Here is a 16,667-nt window from a genome sequence, read left to right on the forward strand (position 1 = left end):
TTTATGCCGTAACAGGCAGGGATGTCTATATCTCAAAGGTGACATATTATGGAAATCAGTACTCTACAAATCATAGCCATATTTCTTTTTTCCTGTATTGCCGGTATGGGCAGCGTACTGGATGAATTCCAGACCCACCGCCCGCTGATTGCCTGTACCGTTATTGGTTTGATTCTCGGCGATCTGAAAACCGGCATTATGCTCGGCGGTACGCTGGAACTTATCGCCCTGGGCTGGATGAACGTCGGCGCGGCGCAATCTCCTGACTCAGCGCTGGCCAGCATCATCTCCGCCATTCTGGTGATTGTCGGTCAGCAAAGCATTGCCACGGGGATCGCCATCGCCCTGCCCGTCGCCGCCGCAGGACAGGTCCTCACCGTCTTCGCCCGTACCATCACCGTGGTATTCCAGCACGCGGCAGATAAGGCCGCTGAAGACGCGCGTTTTCGCACCATCGACCTGCTGCACGTCTCGGCGCTCGGGGTTCAGGCCCTGCGCGTCGCCATTCCGGCGCTGGTGGTTTCGCTGTTCGTCAGCGCCGATATGGTGAGCAATATGCTTAGCGCCATTCCGGAATTCGTGACCCGGGGCTTGCAGATTGCCGGTGGGTTTATCGTGGTGGTGGGCTACGCCATGGTGCTGCGCATGATGGGCGTGAAATACCTGATGCCCTTCTTCTTCCTCGGGTTCCTTGCCGGCGGCTATCTCGATTTCAGTCTGCTCGCCTTCGGCGGCGTGGGGGTGATTATCGCTCTCGTCTATATCCAGTTGAACCCGCAGTGGCGCAAAGCCGAACCTCAGGCCGCCACCTCACCGTCCACCGCCCTTGACCAGCTTGATGACTAACGGAGCCCATCATGGAACAGAAAAAACTGACCAAATCTGACCTGTTTAGCATGTTCGTTCGCTCCAATCTGCAGCAGGCGTCGTTCAACTTTGAGCGCATTCACGGGCTGGGCTTTTGCTACGACATGATCCCCGCCATTAAACGACTTTATCCATTGAAAGAGGATCAGGTTGCCGCCCTTAAACGCCACCTGGTGTTCTTCAATACCACGCCTGCCGTTTGCGGCCCGGTACTCGGGGTCACTGCGGCGATGGAAGAAGCGCGGGCTAACGGCGCAGACATTGACGATGGCGCGATTAACGGCATCAAGGTCGGGTTGATGGGCCCGCTGGCTGGCGTCGGCGATCCGCTGGTGTGGGGCACGCTCAGGCCGATCACCGCCGCCCTCGGCGCCTCCCTGGCACTGTCCGGCAACCTGCTCGGCCCTTTATTGTTCTTCTTTATTTTCAATGCAGTACGTCTGGCCATGAAATGGTATGGCCTACAGCTTGGCTTTCGTAAGGGCGTCAACATCGTCAGCGATATGGGAGGCAATCTGCTGCAAAAACTCACCGAAGGGGCATCGATTCTCGGCCTGTTCGTGATGGGTGTGCTGGTGACCAAATGGACGAGTATCCATGTGCCGTTGGTGGTGTCGCAGACCCCAGGCCCGGATGGCATCACCGTCACCATGACCGTGCAGAACATCCTTGATCAGCTCTGCCCAGGCTTACTGGCGCTGGGTCTGACTTTGCTGATGGTGCGCCTGCTTAACAAGAAAATTAACCCGGTATGGCTGATCTTCGCCCTCTTTGGTCTGGGCATTATCGGCAACGCACTGGGTTTCCTGTCCTGATTATTCGCCCTGGCGAGATGCCGGGGCCATCGTTCAACACGAGGTGGTAAACATGCAAACAACAGCCCTACGCCTGTATGGCAAACGCGACCTGCGCCTGGAAAGGTTCGAACTTCCACAGATGCAGGACGATGAAATTCTGGCAACGGTGGTCACCGACAGCCTGTGCCTCTCCTCCTGGAAAGAGGCAAACCTGGGCGAGAACCACAAAAAAGTGCCCGATGACGTGGCGACAAATCCCATCATCATTGGTCATGAGTTTTGCGGCGATATTCTTGCCGTCGGCAAAAAATGGCAGCACAAATTCAGGCCTGGTCAGCGCTATGTGATTCAGGCCAACCTGCAACTGCCGGATCGTCCGGATTGCCCCGGCTACTCCTTCCCCTGGGTGGGGGGGGAAGCCACTCACGTTGTCGTCCCCAATGAAGTGATGGAGCAGGACTGCCTGCTGGCTTACGAAGGCGATACTTACTTCGAAGGCTCGCTGGTAGAGCCGCTGTCCTGCGTAATTGGCGCCTTTAACGCTAACTATCATCTCCAGGAAGGCACTTACAACCACAAAATGGGCATTCGCCCGCAGGGGCGCACGCTGATCCTCGGCGGCACCGGCCCGATGGGACTGCTGGCCATTGACTATGCGTTGCATGGCCCGGTGAATCCGGCGCTGCTGGTTGTTACCGACACCAATAAAGACAAACTGAGCTACGCCCGTAAGCACTATCCGTCAGAACCACAAACCTTGATTCATTATCTGCATGCGGAGGCTGCGTCGTTCGACACGCTAATGGCGCTGAGCGGCGGCCACGGCTTTGACGATATTTTTGTCTTTGTCCCCAATGAAGCGCTGGTCACCCTGGCCTCGTCGCTGCTCGCCCCGGATGGTTGCATGAACTTCTTTGCCGGGCCGCAGGATAAGCAGTTCAGCGCCCCGGTGAATTTCTACGATGTGCATTACGCCTTCACCCATTATGTTGGCACATCCGGCGGCAATACCGACGATATGCGGGCTGCCGTAAAACTGATTGAAGAGAAAAAGGTGCAGGCGGCAAAAGTGGTCACGCATATTCTGGGTCTCAACGCCGCAGGAGAAACCACCCTGGAACTGCCTGCCGTCGGCGGCGGCAAAAAACTGGTTTATACCGGAAAATACCTGCCGCTCACTGCGCTCAAACAGATTGACGATCCTGAGCTTGCCGCCATCCTTGAGCGCCATAAAGGCATCTGGTCCGGGGAAGCCGAGCAGTACCTGCTGACTCACGCAGAGGAGATTAACCATGATTAACCGCGATACGCTGCTGTGTATCTCTCTTGCCGGTCGTCCTGGCAACTTCGGCACCCGTTTTCATAACTATATGTATGAAAAACTGGGCCTCAATTTTATCTACAAAGCCTTCACCACAAAGGATATCGAAGCGGCGGTAAAAGGGGTGAGAGCACTGGGCATTCGTGGCTGTGCGGTCTCGATGCCGTTCAAAGAGGGCTGTATGCCCTTTCTGGATGCGATTGATCCCTCGGCAAAGGTGATTGATTCGGTGAATACCATCGTCAACGATGACGGACGCTTAACCGGCTTCAACACCGATTACATTGCGGTAAAAAGCCTGATTGCCAGCCGCCAGCTTGATACGACGGCACGGGTGATGATCCGCGGTAGCGGCGGGATGGGTAAGGCCGTTATCGCAGCCTTTCGCGATGCCGGCTTTCGCGACGTGATCATCGCCGCCCGCAACCAGCAGAGCGGCACGGCGCTGGCCCGTCAGTACGGTTTTCAGTGGCAGCCGCAGCCGGAAGGATACCACTGCGATATTCTGGTCAACGTCACCCCCGTCGGAATGGCCGGAGGTAAAGAGAGCGAGAGCCTCTCGTTCAGCGAAACAATGGTCGCCCACGCCAGCGTGATCTTCGATGTGGTCGCCCTGCCCGCAGAAACACCGGTGATAAAACTGGCCCGTCAGTCGGGGAAAAAGGTCATCAGCGGTACAGAAGTCATTGCCCTGCAGGCCGTCGAGCAATTCGCCATGTACACCGGCGTGCGCCCGGAGGCTGCGCTTATCAATGAGGCGGCGGCCTTTGCCAGCGCGGGATAAGCGCATTCAGAAGAGCGCCAGGGATGGTGCTCTAATATCCATTAATCATAAAATCAATGGCATCTCTCAGCGCAGCTCTGTCACTCGCCAGGTCTGCGACACGTTCACCAAGTTCTTTTACTGGGATCCCTGCCATCATATGCATCATCACGACATAAACGTTGTCATTGATTTCGACGACAGGGCAAATTTTCGCTGGCGGTGAAACGCCTGCGAGATGATTCAGCTCAATAGCGGGGGCGACAAGAACATGCTTAAGTACATTGGCAATCGGATGCTGGAGGTTAATCAACACTGGATAGACATGCCTGCCGCTGCCTAAATTTTCATAAGCGTGAAACTGCTCCATCAAAATGACCGTTGAAAATCACTGAATGAACCATTCTCTTCAACCCAACGATTAACAGCATCAATGGATTTTTTGTTTTCACGGAGCCATTCATCCCGTTTGTTCTCGCGAAATTTTTCAATCAAGGCCTCAGTTAACACTGCCGACAAATTGATTTTAAGCTTACGCGCTTCCTCCAGAACGTCAGGAGACAGGGAAACATTCACCGACTTTTTTAACTTTGACGTAGTGCGCATGATAACCCCCATTGCAATGCGCATGAATTGTCTTAGATTAGCGTAATAAGCAAGCATTTTCTATTTCCCCATCCGTGAGTTGAACCACGAGATTAGCCATGTTCCATTGCATAATCACGCCTCAGCGACCAGTTTTGCGAGGCGCTTTCCCGTTTTAATACTCATCCTTGTCATCATCGTCATCGGGCTGCTCCAGCACGCTGTAGGCCACCGAGCAGAACAATGAGTTGAGACGTTTCATATCCCCCAGCAGCCCCATATGCAGCGAGCTGGTCTCGATACTCTGCACGTTTTGCTGGTGCAGTCGGTCAACGTGGGCATGGGAATAACGGCGATTGAGAATACGAAAACGGTGCTTGCTACGGCGCAGTCGACGGGCGCTGGTGACGTCGGCGGAGAAAAAGACCGACATCGCCAGCTTGAGGTTCGTGAGCAGTTGCTCATATAAGGCATCCAGCTCCTTAAGTCCTTCAACGGAGAAGGCGCGGCGGGCGGCCAGCGATTTATCGGCAATTTCACTGCCCATACGCTCAACAATATCGGAAGCCTGCTCCAGATTGAGGGACATCTCGATAATCTCCGCCCAGCGCTTCGACTCTTCCTCCGCCAGCTCCTCTTTTGGCATCCGCGCCAGATACAACTTGATGGCGGTGTAAAGCACATTGATATCATCCGCGAGTTTACGCAGATCTTTCTCCTGCCGCGGCTCACCGTGCATCACCTTATATAACCCCTCCAGCATCAGCTCCATGGCATCGCCAATACGCAGCGTCTCCCTGGCGGCATTGGCCAGCGCAAGGGTTGGGGTATCGAGTGCGGAGCTGTCCAGGTGCTTGGGTTTCAGGCGCGCATCAAGCTCAGGTTCGTCGCGGATCAGACGCTCGCAGAAGGTGGCCATCGCGCCGACAAAAGGCACCATCACCAGGCAGCGAATCAGGTTGTAGAAGACATGGAAGTAGATAACCAGTTCTGCTTTCGGCAGCGGCAACCCATCCATCAGGTTCGCCAGCATATGCACAAACGGCAGAATGGCGAAGCTACCCACCAGCTTAAACAGCAGACTGCCTAAGGCCACCCGGCGAGCCGCCGCATTGGCCGCGCTGTTGTTAAGCATCGCCAGCAAGCCGGATCCAAGGTTTGCGCCAATGACCAGGCACAGTGCAACCGGGAAGGAGATAACCCCCGCAGTGGTCAGGGTGGCGGTTAGTAGCACCGCAGCCAGACTTGAGTAGCTGACGATGGCAAAGACCGCACCGATCAAGGCATCCAGCATAATATCGCCGGTGAGCGAGGCAAAGATCACCTGCACACCGCTGGCCTGGGTGATGGGGGTGACAGCCTGAACAATCAGCTCAAGCGCCAGCAAAATCAGGCCAAGGCCAATGCCGACCCGCCCCAGCTGGCCTGCGCGTGTCTGTTTTCGCCCAAGGAAGAACACCACGCCGATGAAAATCAGGAGCGGCGACAGCCATGAAAGATCAAAGGTCAGCACGCGGGCCATCAGTGCGGTCCCCACGTCGGCCCCCAATACAATGACCAGGGCTGGCGCTAGGGCAACAAGATCCTGGGCGACAAACGAGGTCACCAGCATGGTGGTCGCATTGCTGCTTTGTACCAGCGCGGTAACGCCAATCCCGGCAGTAAACGCGAGCGTTTTATTCTCGACGCTGCTGCTGAGTACGGTGCGCAAACGCGCACCAAACACCCGCATCACGCCGGTGCGCACAATGTGAGTGCCCCACACCAACAGAGCGACTGATGAGAGCAAATGAAGCAGAATTAACACGGACTCAGGTTCTCCTTATTGTTGCTGATTCCTTTCATCTTCCCGCCAGTTTCGTTCAGTAAGAAAGACTGTTATTTAACATGAGTATAAGAGATTAACTGTAACATGTAATAAAAGAGATAAAGAATGACCTGTAATATCTGTCTGTAAAGTGTAATAAAAATAATTAAAGGCGGCATTCCCTGATAATTTCTTGCCATTATTTTGTTTAATAACTGTCTCTGCTGTAGAAATCTGGTTATAGAAAAACAGTGTTGTTATCATCGCAAAATTTAAATTATCCGCTTTCTTTATAATTTATTATGTTAAATAATCTGCCCTGATTTATCACGTAGTTAAGGAATGGCAATGCGCTTCAGTACGATGTCCGACAGTGAAATTATTTCTGAATTGTGCCGCAGAATTAAAGAAACCCGTATGCAACTCGGATTGTCGCAGATCGAGCTGGCCGAGCGTGCCCAGGTGGGCGCGGCAACCATTAAACGCGTTGAGCTGGGTGAATCCGTGACGCTCAGCACACTGATTGGCATTTTGCGTGGCCTCGATCGCCTGCATCAGCTGGAGTCGATTTTATACGACTCGCATATTCGCGCCTTTAACGCGCAGATCAATGCCGCCGTACCTGCCCGCATCCGTATCCGCAAAAAACAGGTCCATCAGCCGAAAGAAAAATATGCCGCAGAGGCCGCGCAGAAGGATGCTTCTCATTCAACCATCAATGAGTGGTACACCTCATCCGCCTCGCATAGTGTGGTCTGGTCGCATCAGGCGCAGGATACAGAGAAAAAAAGCTAAAGGCGGGAAGCATCGCCTGCTTAGTGCTGCACAGGCGATGTTTAAAGGACTCAGGACTCGCAAACCGCCACTTTGATGGCTAACCCGCCCCGTGCCGTTTCGCGGTATTTGGCATTCATGTCTTTGCCGGTCTCAAACATGGTTTCGATGACTTTATCCAGGGAGACTTTCGGGTCACTGGTACGGTACATCGCCATACTTGCCGAGTTGATGGCTTTCACCGCCGCAATCGCGTTACGCTCAATGCACGGCACCTGAACCTGACCGGCAACCGGGTCACAGGTCAGCCCCAGGTTGTGTTCCATGCCAATTTCAGCGGCAATACAGACCTTCTCCGGACTGGCGCCCAGCAGCTCAGCCAGCCCGGCAGACGCCATCGAACAGGCCACGCCCACTTCGCCCTGGCAACCCACCTCCGCGCCCGAAATAGAAGCATTCATCTTGTACAGAATGCCAATCGCCCCTGCGGTCAGGAAGTAGCGCATGTAAATTTCCGGAGTCACGGCTTTGATAAAGCGATCGTAATAGGCCAGTACCGCCGGAATAATCCCGCAGGCCCCGTTCGTCGGCGCGGTCACCACACGTCCACCGGCGGCGTTTTCCTCCCCCACCGCCATGGCAAACATATTCACCCAGTCCATTGCGCTTAACGGGGTGATGGACTGACTCTGTGGCGCAAGAACCCGGTGCAGCGCAGAGGCGCGACGTGGCACTTTTAACGGGCCAGGCAGGATCCCTTCCGTGCTCATACCACGGGTTATGGCGTTACGCATGGTTTCCCAGACCTTCGCCATATTCTGTTCAACGTTGTCCCGGCCATGACGGGCTGTTTCGTTTTTCATCATCACTGCCGAAATTGACAGGCAGTTTTCGTGACAATGGTTCAGTAAATTGCGTGCGGAGTAGAACGGGAAAGGAATATCGACATCGGCGTCCTGGCTTTTGCCAAAGTTTTCTTCCGTGACGATAAAACCGCCGCCAATCGAATAATAGGTCTGGAAGTGGGCAATTTTGCCGTCGCAAAATGCGGTAATGCTCATTCCGTTTTCATGCAGCGGCAGAAACTCATTGTGAAAACGCATGCATTCGGCAACCGGGAACTGAATTTCACGTTGCCCTTCTTCAATAAACAGCCGTTGCATGGTGTTAACGTCGCGAATAATCGCCGGAATGGCGTCAATATCGACAGTTTCCGGCAAATAACCGGAGAGGCCAAGAATAATGGCGATATCGGTGTGATGCCCCTTGCCCGTTAATGACAGAGAGCCATAAACGTCAACCACCAGACGGGTAACTTTGTGCAACAGGCCTTTTTCCGCGAGGGTATCAACAAACTGTTTTCCCGCCTTCATTGGCCCGACGGTATGCGAGCTGGACGGTCCGATGCTGATTTTAAAAATATCGAAAGCACTAATCATGTGGCACCCATGCGAGTAACAAAGCAAAACGGAGGCGCCGCCCTTTACCGGCGGCGCGGAGAACTTAGCTGAACAGAGAGAAGAAGATGGCGGAGATGGCAATCAGCCCCATCGCAGTCACAAACAGGTTGCTGATATGACCGCTGTATTTACGCATCGCCGGGACTTTATTGATGGCATACATCGGCATCAGGAACAGAATAATCGCGATAACCGGGCCGCCGAGATTTTCAATCATGCCAAGGATGCTCGGGTTCAGGGTGGCCACAATCCAGGTCGTCACCAGCATAAAGAGCGCGGTTAACTTGTTCAGTTTGTTGAGCTCGATAGTTTTACCTTTGCCGCGCAGAGACTTAATCACCATGCCGTTAAAGCCTTCACGCGCCCCCAGATAGTGGCCGAGGAAGGATTTGGTAATGGCGATCATGGCGATAATCGGCGCCATCCACGCAATCACCGGCGCATTAAAGTGGTTCGCCAGATAGGACAGGATTGAGATGTTTTGTGCTTTCGCTTCTGCCAGATTTTCCGGCGACAGGCTCAGGACGCAGCTGAAGACGAAGAACATCACCGTCAGCACCATCATGATATGGGCATAGCTCAGAATGCGGGAACATTTACGTTCGGCATCCTGACCGTACTCTTCACGTTTCGCCACGGCGAAGGAGGAGATAATCGGCGAGTGGTTAAAGGAGAAGACCATCACCGGGATCGCCAGCCACAGCGTCATCCACAGACCGTGACCAGTGGGTGCCGCGCTGCTTAATGAGAGGGTATCCAGTACTGCGCCGTTCCACTGCGGGATCAGATACAGCGCCAGCATCATCAGGGCAGCCACAAACGGGAATACCAGCACGCTCATCGCTTTGACGATCATCTTTTCGCCAAAGCGGACGATGCCCATCATCCCGACAATCAAAATCAGCGACAGAATGGCGCGCGGCGGTGAAATCAATCCCAGTTGATGGGTAATAAAGCTGTCGACGGTGTTAGTGATCGCCACGCTATACACCAACAGAATCGGGTAGATGGCGAAGAAATATAACAGGGTGATGAGCTTCCCGGCACCTACACCAAAATGCTCTTCCACCACTTCAGTAATATCTTCGCCAGGGTTTTTACCCGAGAGTACAAAACGGGTTAAACCCCGGTGAGCAAAAAATGTCATCGGGAAGGCCAGCAGAGCCATAATGATTAACGGAATTAAGCCGCCCACGCCGGCATTAATGGGCAGGAAAAGAACTCCGGCACCAATCGCCGTACCGTAAAGACCCAGCATCCAGACGGTATCACTCTTTCTCCAGCCACTGCCTTCACGCGTGACAAGAGTACTTTGAACGTTTTCCATAATATGGCCTCTGTAATATATATTTGAGCCAGATTGTATTGGCTCATATTCAAGTTATAAGAACGCGGTCTTTATTTTGCTATTTTATTAAATAGCACTAAGCTTAGTTATTTACAGCGATCACATAACCTGATTTAGAGAGGTGACTTTTAAGGTATCAAAAATAATACCTAATTTTTTATATTATTCCGCGGTATCATTTTTAATACGTTATTAACTGAAGGGCGAGTTAACACTCTATATATTTATATAACCTAAGATGGCTGATGACAATTATAATTGTCATACGATTAATAAAAACATTATGTGCAGATTATTTAAAATAACATCGTAGATAAATCAGCTAAAAACAAAACTGGCCTGAAAATTCAGGCCAGTTAATAGAACGTCAGGCGGCGAGGAACTTAGTCGGCATCGTAACCCAGATTCGGCGCCAGCCAGCGTTCCACTTCCGCCACCGGCATCCCTTTACGCCGGGCATAGTCTTCTACCTGGTCGCGTTGCAACTGCGCCACGGCGAAGTACTTGCTGTCAGGATGGCTAAAGTACCAGCCGGAAACCGAAGCTCCAGGCCACATGGCGAAGGACTCCGTCAGCTTCATACCGGTGTGGGTTTCGACATCCAGCAGCTGCCAGATGGTGCCCTTCTCGGTATGCTCCGGGCAAGCCGGGTATCCCGGCGCCGGGCGAATGCCCTGATAGTTTTCGCGAATCAGCTCCTCATTGCTGAGGTTCTCGTTTGGCGCATAGCCCCAGTAAACCTTACGTACACGCTCATGCAGATATTCGGCAAAGGCTTCCGCCAGGCGGTCGGCCACCGCTTTGATCATGATCTTGTTGTAATCATCGTGCTGCGCATCATACGCCTCGGCCAGCGCGTCCTCTTCAAGCCCGCCGGTCACCGCAAAGGCGCCAATATAGTCCGCTTTACCACTTAGCTTCGGCGCGACGAAATCGGCCAGGCAGTAGTTGGCGAAACCCACTTTTTCGGTTTGCTGACGCAGATGGCAACCGACCGCCAGTAGCTGGCTGCGGGTTTCGTCGCGGTAGATTTCCACATCGTCGCCAACCCGGTTCGCCGGGAACAGACCAACCACCCCGCGCGGATTCAACGTCTTCTCACGACTCAGCATATCGAGCATATCGTTGGCATCCTGGAACAGCCGTTTGGCCTCTTCCCCGACGATCTCGTCTTCGAGGATGCGGGGATATTTTCCGGCCAGCGACCAGGTCATAAAGAACGGCGTCCAGTCGATGTAATTGCGCAGCGTCTCAATACTGGCTTCTACTTCCTGTACACCCAGCTTATGCGCCACGGGCGGCGTATAGCTGTCCCAGTCAAAGGCCAGATCGTTTTCCCGGGCGGCGGCAAGCGTCACCGGAGGCGTACGCGGTTTCTTACGGGCATGCTGAATACGCACGGTTTCGTACTCTTTACGGGTACGGGCGACAAAATCATCGCGCTGCGAGTCTGACAGCAATGCCGCCACCACGCCCACGGTGCGTGAGGCGTTTTGCACGTAAACCGTCGGGCCGCTGTAGTTCTGCTCGATTTTCACCGCCGTGTGCGCTTTAGAGGTGGTTGCGCCGCCGATCAGTAAAGGCATGGTGAAGCCCTGTCGCTCCATCTCTTTGGCGACGTTAACCATTTCATCCAGCGATGGGGTAATCAGGCCAGAGAGGCCAATCAGGTCGGCATTCACTTCACGGGCGGTTTTGAGGATTTTCTCCGTCGGCACCATCACGCCTAAATCGACGATTTCGTAGTTATTACATTGCAGCACCACGCCAACGATATTTTTGCCAATATCATGCACGTCGCCTTTTACGGTCGCGATGACCATCTTGCCGTTACTGGAGCCTTTCTCTTTACTGGCTTCAATATAGGGCTGTAAATAAGCCACCGCCTGTTTCATCACGCGGGCGGATTTCACCACCTGCGGGAGGAACATCTTGCCCTCGCCAAACAGGTCACCCACCACGTTCATGCCGTCCATCAGCGGCCCTTCAATCACCTCGATAGGGCGAGCAACCTGCAGCCGGACCTCTTCGGTATCCTGCTCAATAAACTCAGTGATGCCTTTCACCAGCGAATACTCGAGGCGTTTTTTCACCTCCCAGCTCCGCCATTCCGCCTGCTGGGCGTTAGCCGAATCGTCGGTTTTACTGCCACGGAATTTTTCCGCCAGCTCAAGCAGTCGCTCGGTGCCGTCTTCACGCCGGTTGAGAACAACATCTTCAACCGCATCACGCAGCTCCGCAGGCAAATCGTCATAAATCGCCAGTTGCCCGGCGTTCACAATCCCCATATCCATACCGTTACGGATGGCGTAGTAGAGGAAGACGGCATGAATGGCTTCACGCACCGGGTCGTTACCACGGAAGGAGAAGGATACGTTAGAGACGCCGCCGGAGATCAGCGCGTGAGGTAGCTCACGTTTGATATCTTCACAGGCGCCGATAAAGTCCTGCGCGTAGTTATTGTGCTCTTCAATGCCGGTTGCGACGGCAAAGATATTGGGGTCAAAGATGATGTCTTCCGGCGGGAAGCCCACCTCTTCGGTGAGAATTTTGTATGCGCGGCGGCAAATTTCAATTTTGCGCGCGCGGGTATCAGCCTGACCCTCTTCGTCAAAGGCCATCACCACCATGGCAGCACCGTAACGGCGTACGCGTTTTGCGTGATGGATAAAGACATCAACCCCCTCTTTCATCGAAATGGAGTTAACGATGCCTTTGCCCTGAATACATTTCAGCCCTTTTTCGATGACGTCCCATTTCGAGGAGTCAATCATGATCGGCACACGGGCAATGTCGGGTTCACCGGCAATCAGGTTGAGGAAACGCACCATCGCCGCTTCGGCGTCGAGCATCCCTTCATCCATATTGATGTCGATAATTTGCGCGCCGCTCTCCACTTGTTGCAGCGCCACTTCCAGGGCTTCGTTGTACTTCTCTTCTTTGATCAGGCGCTTAAATTTGGCCGAGCCGGTAACGTTAGTACGCTCGCCCACGTTTACAAACAGGCTGCTGTCACCAATATTGAGAGGTTCGAGACCCGCCAGGCGGCAGGCAACCGGGATCTCCGGCAACTGGCGCGGCGGCAAACCTGCGACAGCATCGCTCATCGCCTTGATATGTTCCGGCGTGGTGCCACAGCAGCCACCCACCACGTTCAGGAAACCGGCTTGCGCCCATTCGCGGATCTGTGCCGCCATGGTGTCAGCATCAAGATCGTATTCGCCAAAGGCGTTGGGTAAACCAGCGTTCGGGTGCGCAGTGACGTAGCACTCGGCAATACGTGAGAGCTCCTGCACATACTGGCGCAGTTCATCCGGCCCAAGCGCGCAGTTCAGGCCAAAGGTGAGTGCCTCGGCGTGGCGCAGGGAGTTGTAAAAGGCTTCAGTGGTTTGCCCGGACAGCGTACGACCTGAGGCGTCGGTGATGGTGCCGGAAATCATGATTGGCAGGTCGACGCCCAGCGCTTCAAACTCTTCTTTGACCGCAAAAATCGCGGCTTTGGCGTTGAGGGTATCGAAAACCGTCTCAATCAGGATCAGGTCACTGCCACCTTCCACCAGCGCTTTGGTGGATTCACGGTACGCCTCCACCAGCCCATCGAAGGTGATGTTGCGAAACGCCGGGTCGTTAACGTCCGGGGAGATAGAAGCGGTGCGGTTGGTCGGGCCGAGAACCCCGGCAACGTAGCGCGGTTTTTCCGGCGTGCGGGCCGTCCATTCGTCGGCGCAGGCGCGCGCCAGCTTCGCCGCGGCAAAGTTGATCTCCGCTGACAGGGATTCCATCTGGTAATCCGCCATCGCGATCGTCGTCGAGTTAAAGGTGTTGGTTTCAATGATATCCGCGCCCGCGGCAAAATAAGCGGAGTGGATAGTGGCAATCACCTCAGGCTGGGTGATCACCAACAGGTCATTGTTGCCTTTAAGATCGCAGGGCCAGTCGGCGAAACGCTCACCGCGAAAATCCTGCTCACTCAGACGTTGATTCTGGATCATGGTGCCCATGCCCCCATCCAGAACCAGAATTCGTTCTTTTAACTGCCGTTGCAGTTGCTCAACTTTGCTGCTCACACGTGCTCCCGACGACGCTCAACCAGGCCAAAAGGCCAGCAGGACATACTGGCATAAACTGTCAGGTCGGAAAAGCCAGAGAGGGGTAACATGAGAGATGTTCACCTGAACTCATCCGATCAGTACTTTGTGGGGTTGCATTATAATTCAATGAAACGAAAATGATTTCCACGATACAGAAAAGGAGTCAGCCATGGTTGCCACCGTTCCCGCTAAACGCGGCAGAAAACCCTCTGTTGCCGCTGCTGCTCAGCCTGGCGGTCAGGTCCAGTCGCTCACCCGCGGCCTTAAATTGCTGGAGTCCATCGCGGAATCACGCGGCAGCGTCGCTTTAACCGAACTGGCGCAGCAGGCTGGCTTACCCAATTCAACCACCCATCGCTTACTCACTACCATGCAGCAGCTTGGCTTTGTACGCCAGGTTGGGGAACTGGGCCACTGGTCGGTGGGAGCACACGCCTTTATCGTCGGCAGCAGCTTTCTGCAAAGCCGTAACCTGATGGCGATTGTGCACCCCATTTTACGCACCCTGATGGAAAACTCTGGCGAGACGGTCAATCTGGCAGTACTGGACCAGAGCGATCATCAGGCCATTATTATCGACCAGGTGCAATGTACCCAGTTGATGCGTATGTCCGCCCCTATTGGCGGCAAATTACCGATGCATGCATCCGGGGCCGGGAAAGCCTTTCTGGCAAATCTGAATGATGACCAGGTCTCCGGCCTGCTGCACCGCAAAGGGCTGCATGCTTATACCCATGCCACGCTGGTGTCGCCGGTGCACCTGAAAGAAGACCTTGCCCAGATACGCAAGCGGGGCTACTCCTTCGATGATGAAGAACATGCGCTGGGCCTGCGCTGCGTCGCCGCCTGCATTTACGACGAGCATGGCCTGCCGTTTGCAGCAATCTCCATTTCCGGCCCCATTTCCCGTATTACCGACGACCGGGTAACCGAGCTTGGCGCGATGGCGATTAAGGGAGCGAAAGAGGTGACAACCGCCTGGGGCGGAATGCGCTGAGGCTGATGCCCTCACTCCGGCCCTCTTCCACCGGGAGAGGGAGAAAAACGGATACTGAACCGCTGCTTACGCCGGTAGGCGTAAACATCCTCCACATGGCCATTTTTGATCCGCGTTTGCAGGCCACGCCAGTAGTCTGCACGCAGCAGATCGGCATGCATCTCCTCAAATAACGGCCCAATTTGCGGATCGGCACACAACCAGTGACGAAACTCTTCCGGGAACACATCACCCGGCGTCACGCTATACCAGGGTTCCGCACTCATCTCATCTTCCGGGTAGCGCGGCGGCGGAATATCACGGAAGTTCACCTCGGTCATATAGCAGATCTCATCGTAGTCATAGAAAACCACGCGCCCATGCCGGGTAACGCCGAAATTTTTAAACAGCATATCGCCAGGAAAAATATTGGCAGCGGCAAGCTGGCGGATAGCATTCCCGTACTCCTCTACGGCATCCCGCAGCTGCTGGCCTTTGACCTGTTCAAACCAAAGATTGAGCGGCACCATCCGCCGCTCAATATAAAGATGGCTAATGACGATACGATCGCCGAGGTCGGTGATCTTCTGCGGCGCTTCTGCCAGCAGTAACGCCATTAACGCTGGCGCTATCTGGCGCTTTTCGAGGACAAAGTTTTCGAACTCCTGGGTGTCTGCCATCCGCCCGACACGATCATGCTCTTTGACCAGCTGATAACAGGCGCGCACATGGGCGGCACTCATCTCTTTTTGCGGAGGAAAGCGGTCTTTGATGATTTTAAATACCCGGTCAAAACCCGGCAGCGTGAAGACCAGCATCACCATGCCGCGTATGCCTGGCGCTTCAACAAATTGCTCATCGCTACCGGTGATATAGGTCAGGTATTCACGGTAGCTCTCGGTTTTGCCGTGTTTCTGACAGCCAATCGCCATATACAGCTCAGCGGTGGTTTTCCCCGGCAGGATCTCACGCAGCCACTCCACCAAAGCGGCAGGCAGTGGCGCATACACCATAAAATAGGAGCGGGCAAAACCAAACACGATGCTGGCCTCAGAGATGGCTGTCAGGCAGGTGTCGACAAAGAGCTCACCTTCGTCGCTGCGATGAACAGGCAACAAAAACGGCAGCGTGCCCGCAGGCGTTACCAGCTTGCCGACCAGCCAGGCCGCTTTATTACGATAAAAAAGTTCGTTAGCAATCTGCAAATGCGCCCGACGCAGCACCTCCAGTCCAAATGTGTCGACCAGATGGGCAATGATGTAGCCCACATCCCGTGCTTTGTTCTGCCATGGCAGACGTAGCGGTACATCGCTGAGTACGTGGGTGAGCAGTGTTTCCCAGTCAGTATCGGGGAAAAAATCCTTTGCCAGCGGACGCGAGTTTCCGCGAAAACGGTGTTCCGGCTGGGAGCTGAAAATAAATAATCGCTCAGGCGTGAGCGCATGATGATCGAATAACCGGCAGTAGACCGAGTTGAAAAAACTTTCCGCGATTTCATAGCGCGGGTAGTCCGGCAGCAGTTGAGCGTAATGCGCTTTAACCCGCAGCAGAAAAGCCGGATCAGGACGTTGATTATCGGTAATGCAGCGCAGTTGCTCCACCACCAGACCCACATGGTGATCGTAGAGGTGAATACGTTGCTTCATCGCCTGCTGGACCGCATGCCAGTCGGCCTGTTCAAAGCGCTGCTGCGCGCCGGAGGTGACTTCGAGAAAGCGTCCGTACTGGGCATCGAATCCCTGCAGGATGGTTTGTGCAATCAGTAATTCCAGGCCACGCGGCATAGATTCCCCTCACCCCGACCCTTGTATGTTTAAAGTCACTTCAGTTACCCGCCACCAGGCGGGTACACTGCTACCGTGTTTGACCTGATGCCAC

At 54.2% G+C, this 16,667-nt stretch carries 13 protein-coding genes; 6 read left to right on the forward strand and 7 right to left on the reverse strand.

Features of this window, described 5'->3' with window-relative positions:
* Positions 1-48 precede the first annotated feature (48 nt).
* The 4 genes from ACSZO4_RS13700 to ACSZO4_RS13715 are packed head-to-tail and all read left to right on the forward strand — an operon-like array spanning position 49 to position 3,769.
* On the forward strand, positions 49-846 hold the full coding sequence (locus ACSZO4_RS13700) for a PTS mannose/fructose/sorbose transporter subunit IIC (protein WP_437889527.1): 798 nt from the start codon (positions 49-51) through the stop codon (positions 844-846).
* Between the two features lie 11 nt (positions 847-857).
* On the forward strand, positions 858-1,682 hold the full coding sequence (locus ACSZO4_RS13705; RefSeq protein WP_437889528.1) for a PTS system mannose/fructose/sorbose family transporter subunit IID: 825 nt from the start codon (positions 858-860) through the stop codon (positions 1,680-1,682).
* Between the two features lie 52 nt (positions 1,683-1,734).
* Positions 1,735-2,964 carry an L-sorbose 1-phosphate reductase gene (gene sorE, locus ACSZO4_RS13710; RefSeq protein WP_437889529.1) on the forward strand — a complete coding sequence of 410 codons (1,230 nt, stop codon included), beginning with the start codon at positions 1,735-1,737 and terminating at the stop codon, positions 2,962-2,964.
* Positions 2,957-3,769 (forward strand): shikimate 5-dehydrogenase, encoded by an 813-nt coding sequence (locus ACSZO4_RS13715; RefSeq protein WP_437889530.1) that lies wholly within the window; start codon positions 2,957-2,959, stop codon positions 3,767-3,769. The genes sorE and ACSZO4_RS13715 overlap by 8 nt, the downstream gene beginning before the upstream one ends.
* Before the next feature lie 31 nt (positions 3,770-3,800).
* On the opposite strand, the gene ACSZO4_RS13720 is transcribed toward ACSZO4_RS13715, so the two are convergent.
* The 3 genes from ACSZO4_RS13720 to ACSZO4_RS13730 all read right to left on the reverse strand — a co-directional run bounded on the left by ACSZO4_RS13720 (position 3,801) and on the right by ACSZO4_RS13730 (position 6,140).
* Complete coding sequence (locus ACSZO4_RS13720; RefSeq protein WP_437889531.1) at positions 3,801-4,118, reverse strand: CcdB family protein; 318 nt, start codon at positions 4,116-4,118, stop codon at positions 3,801-3,803.
* Positions 4,118-4,411, reverse strand: coding sequence for a type II toxin-antitoxin system CcdA family antitoxin (locus ACSZO4_RS13725; protein WP_437889532.1), 294 nt, complete (start codon positions 4,409-4,411; stop codon positions 4,118-4,120). Before ACSZO4_RS13725 ends, ACSZO4_RS13720 begins: the two co-directional genes overlap by 1 nt.
* Before the next feature lie 97 nt (positions 4,412-4,508).
* A complete protein-coding gene (locus ACSZO4_RS13730) occupies positions 4,509-6,140 on the reverse strand; it encodes a Na/Pi cotransporter family protein (RefSeq protein WP_437889533.1) in 1,632 nt (543 codons plus the stop codon).
* A gap of 348 nt (positions 6,141-6,488) precedes the next feature.
* Between ACSZO4_RS13730 and ACSZO4_RS13735 the strand changes: the two genes are divergently transcribed.
* A complete protein-coding gene (locus tag ACSZO4_RS13735) occupies positions 6,489-6,935 on the forward strand; it encodes a helix-turn-helix domain-containing protein (protein ID WP_437889534.1) in 447 nt (148 codons plus the stop codon).
* A 50-nt stretch (positions 6,936-6,985) separates the two neighbouring features.
* On the opposite strand, the gene ACSZO4_RS13740 is transcribed toward ACSZO4_RS13735, so the two are convergent.
* From ACSZO4_RS13740 to metH, 3 genes are all read right to left on the reverse strand, one after another.
* Positions 6,986-8,353, reverse strand: a complete 1,368-nt coding sequence (locus tag ACSZO4_RS13740) for an L-serine ammonia-lyase (protein ID WP_437889535.1) — start codon at positions 8,351-8,353, stop codon at positions 6,986-6,988.
* Positions 8,354-8,417: 64 nt separating this feature from the next.
* Positions 8,418-9,701, reverse strand: coding sequence for an HAAAP family serine/threonine permease (locus tag ACSZO4_RS13745; RefSeq protein WP_437889536.1), 1,284 nt, complete (start codon positions 9,699-9,701; stop codon positions 8,418-8,420).
* 404 nt (positions 9,702-10,105) lie between these two features.
* On the reverse strand, positions 10,106-13,789 hold the full coding sequence (metH, locus tag ACSZO4_RS13750) for a methionine synthase (protein ID WP_437889537.1): 3,684 nt from the start codon (positions 13,787-13,789) through the stop codon (positions 10,106-10,108).
* A gap of 193 nt (positions 13,790-13,982) precedes the next feature.
* On the opposite strand from metH, the gene iclR reads away from it, so the two are divergent.
* Entirely contained in the window at positions 13,983-14,810 is an 828-nt protein-coding gene (gene iclR / locus ACSZO4_RS13755) for a glyoxylate bypass operon transcriptional repressor IclR (protein WP_437889538.1), read from the forward strand.
* Between the two features lie 11 nt (positions 14,811-14,821).
* Here iclR and aceK read toward each other — a convergent pair whose 3' ends face one another.
* Complete coding sequence (gene aceK, locus ACSZO4_RS13760; RefSeq protein ID WP_437889539.1) at positions 14,822-16,573, reverse strand: bifunctional isocitrate dehydrogenase kinase/phosphatase; 1,752 nt, start codon at positions 16,571-16,573, stop codon at positions 14,822-14,824.
* Positions 16,574-16,667: the final 94 nt, after the last annotated feature.

Origin of the sequence: Phytobacter sp. V91, assembly GCF_965644225.1 — a bacterium.
In the GTDB taxonomy this organism is placed as follows: Bacteria; Pseudomonadota; Gammaproteobacteria; order Enterobacterales; family Enterobacteriaceae; genus CBFFRJ01.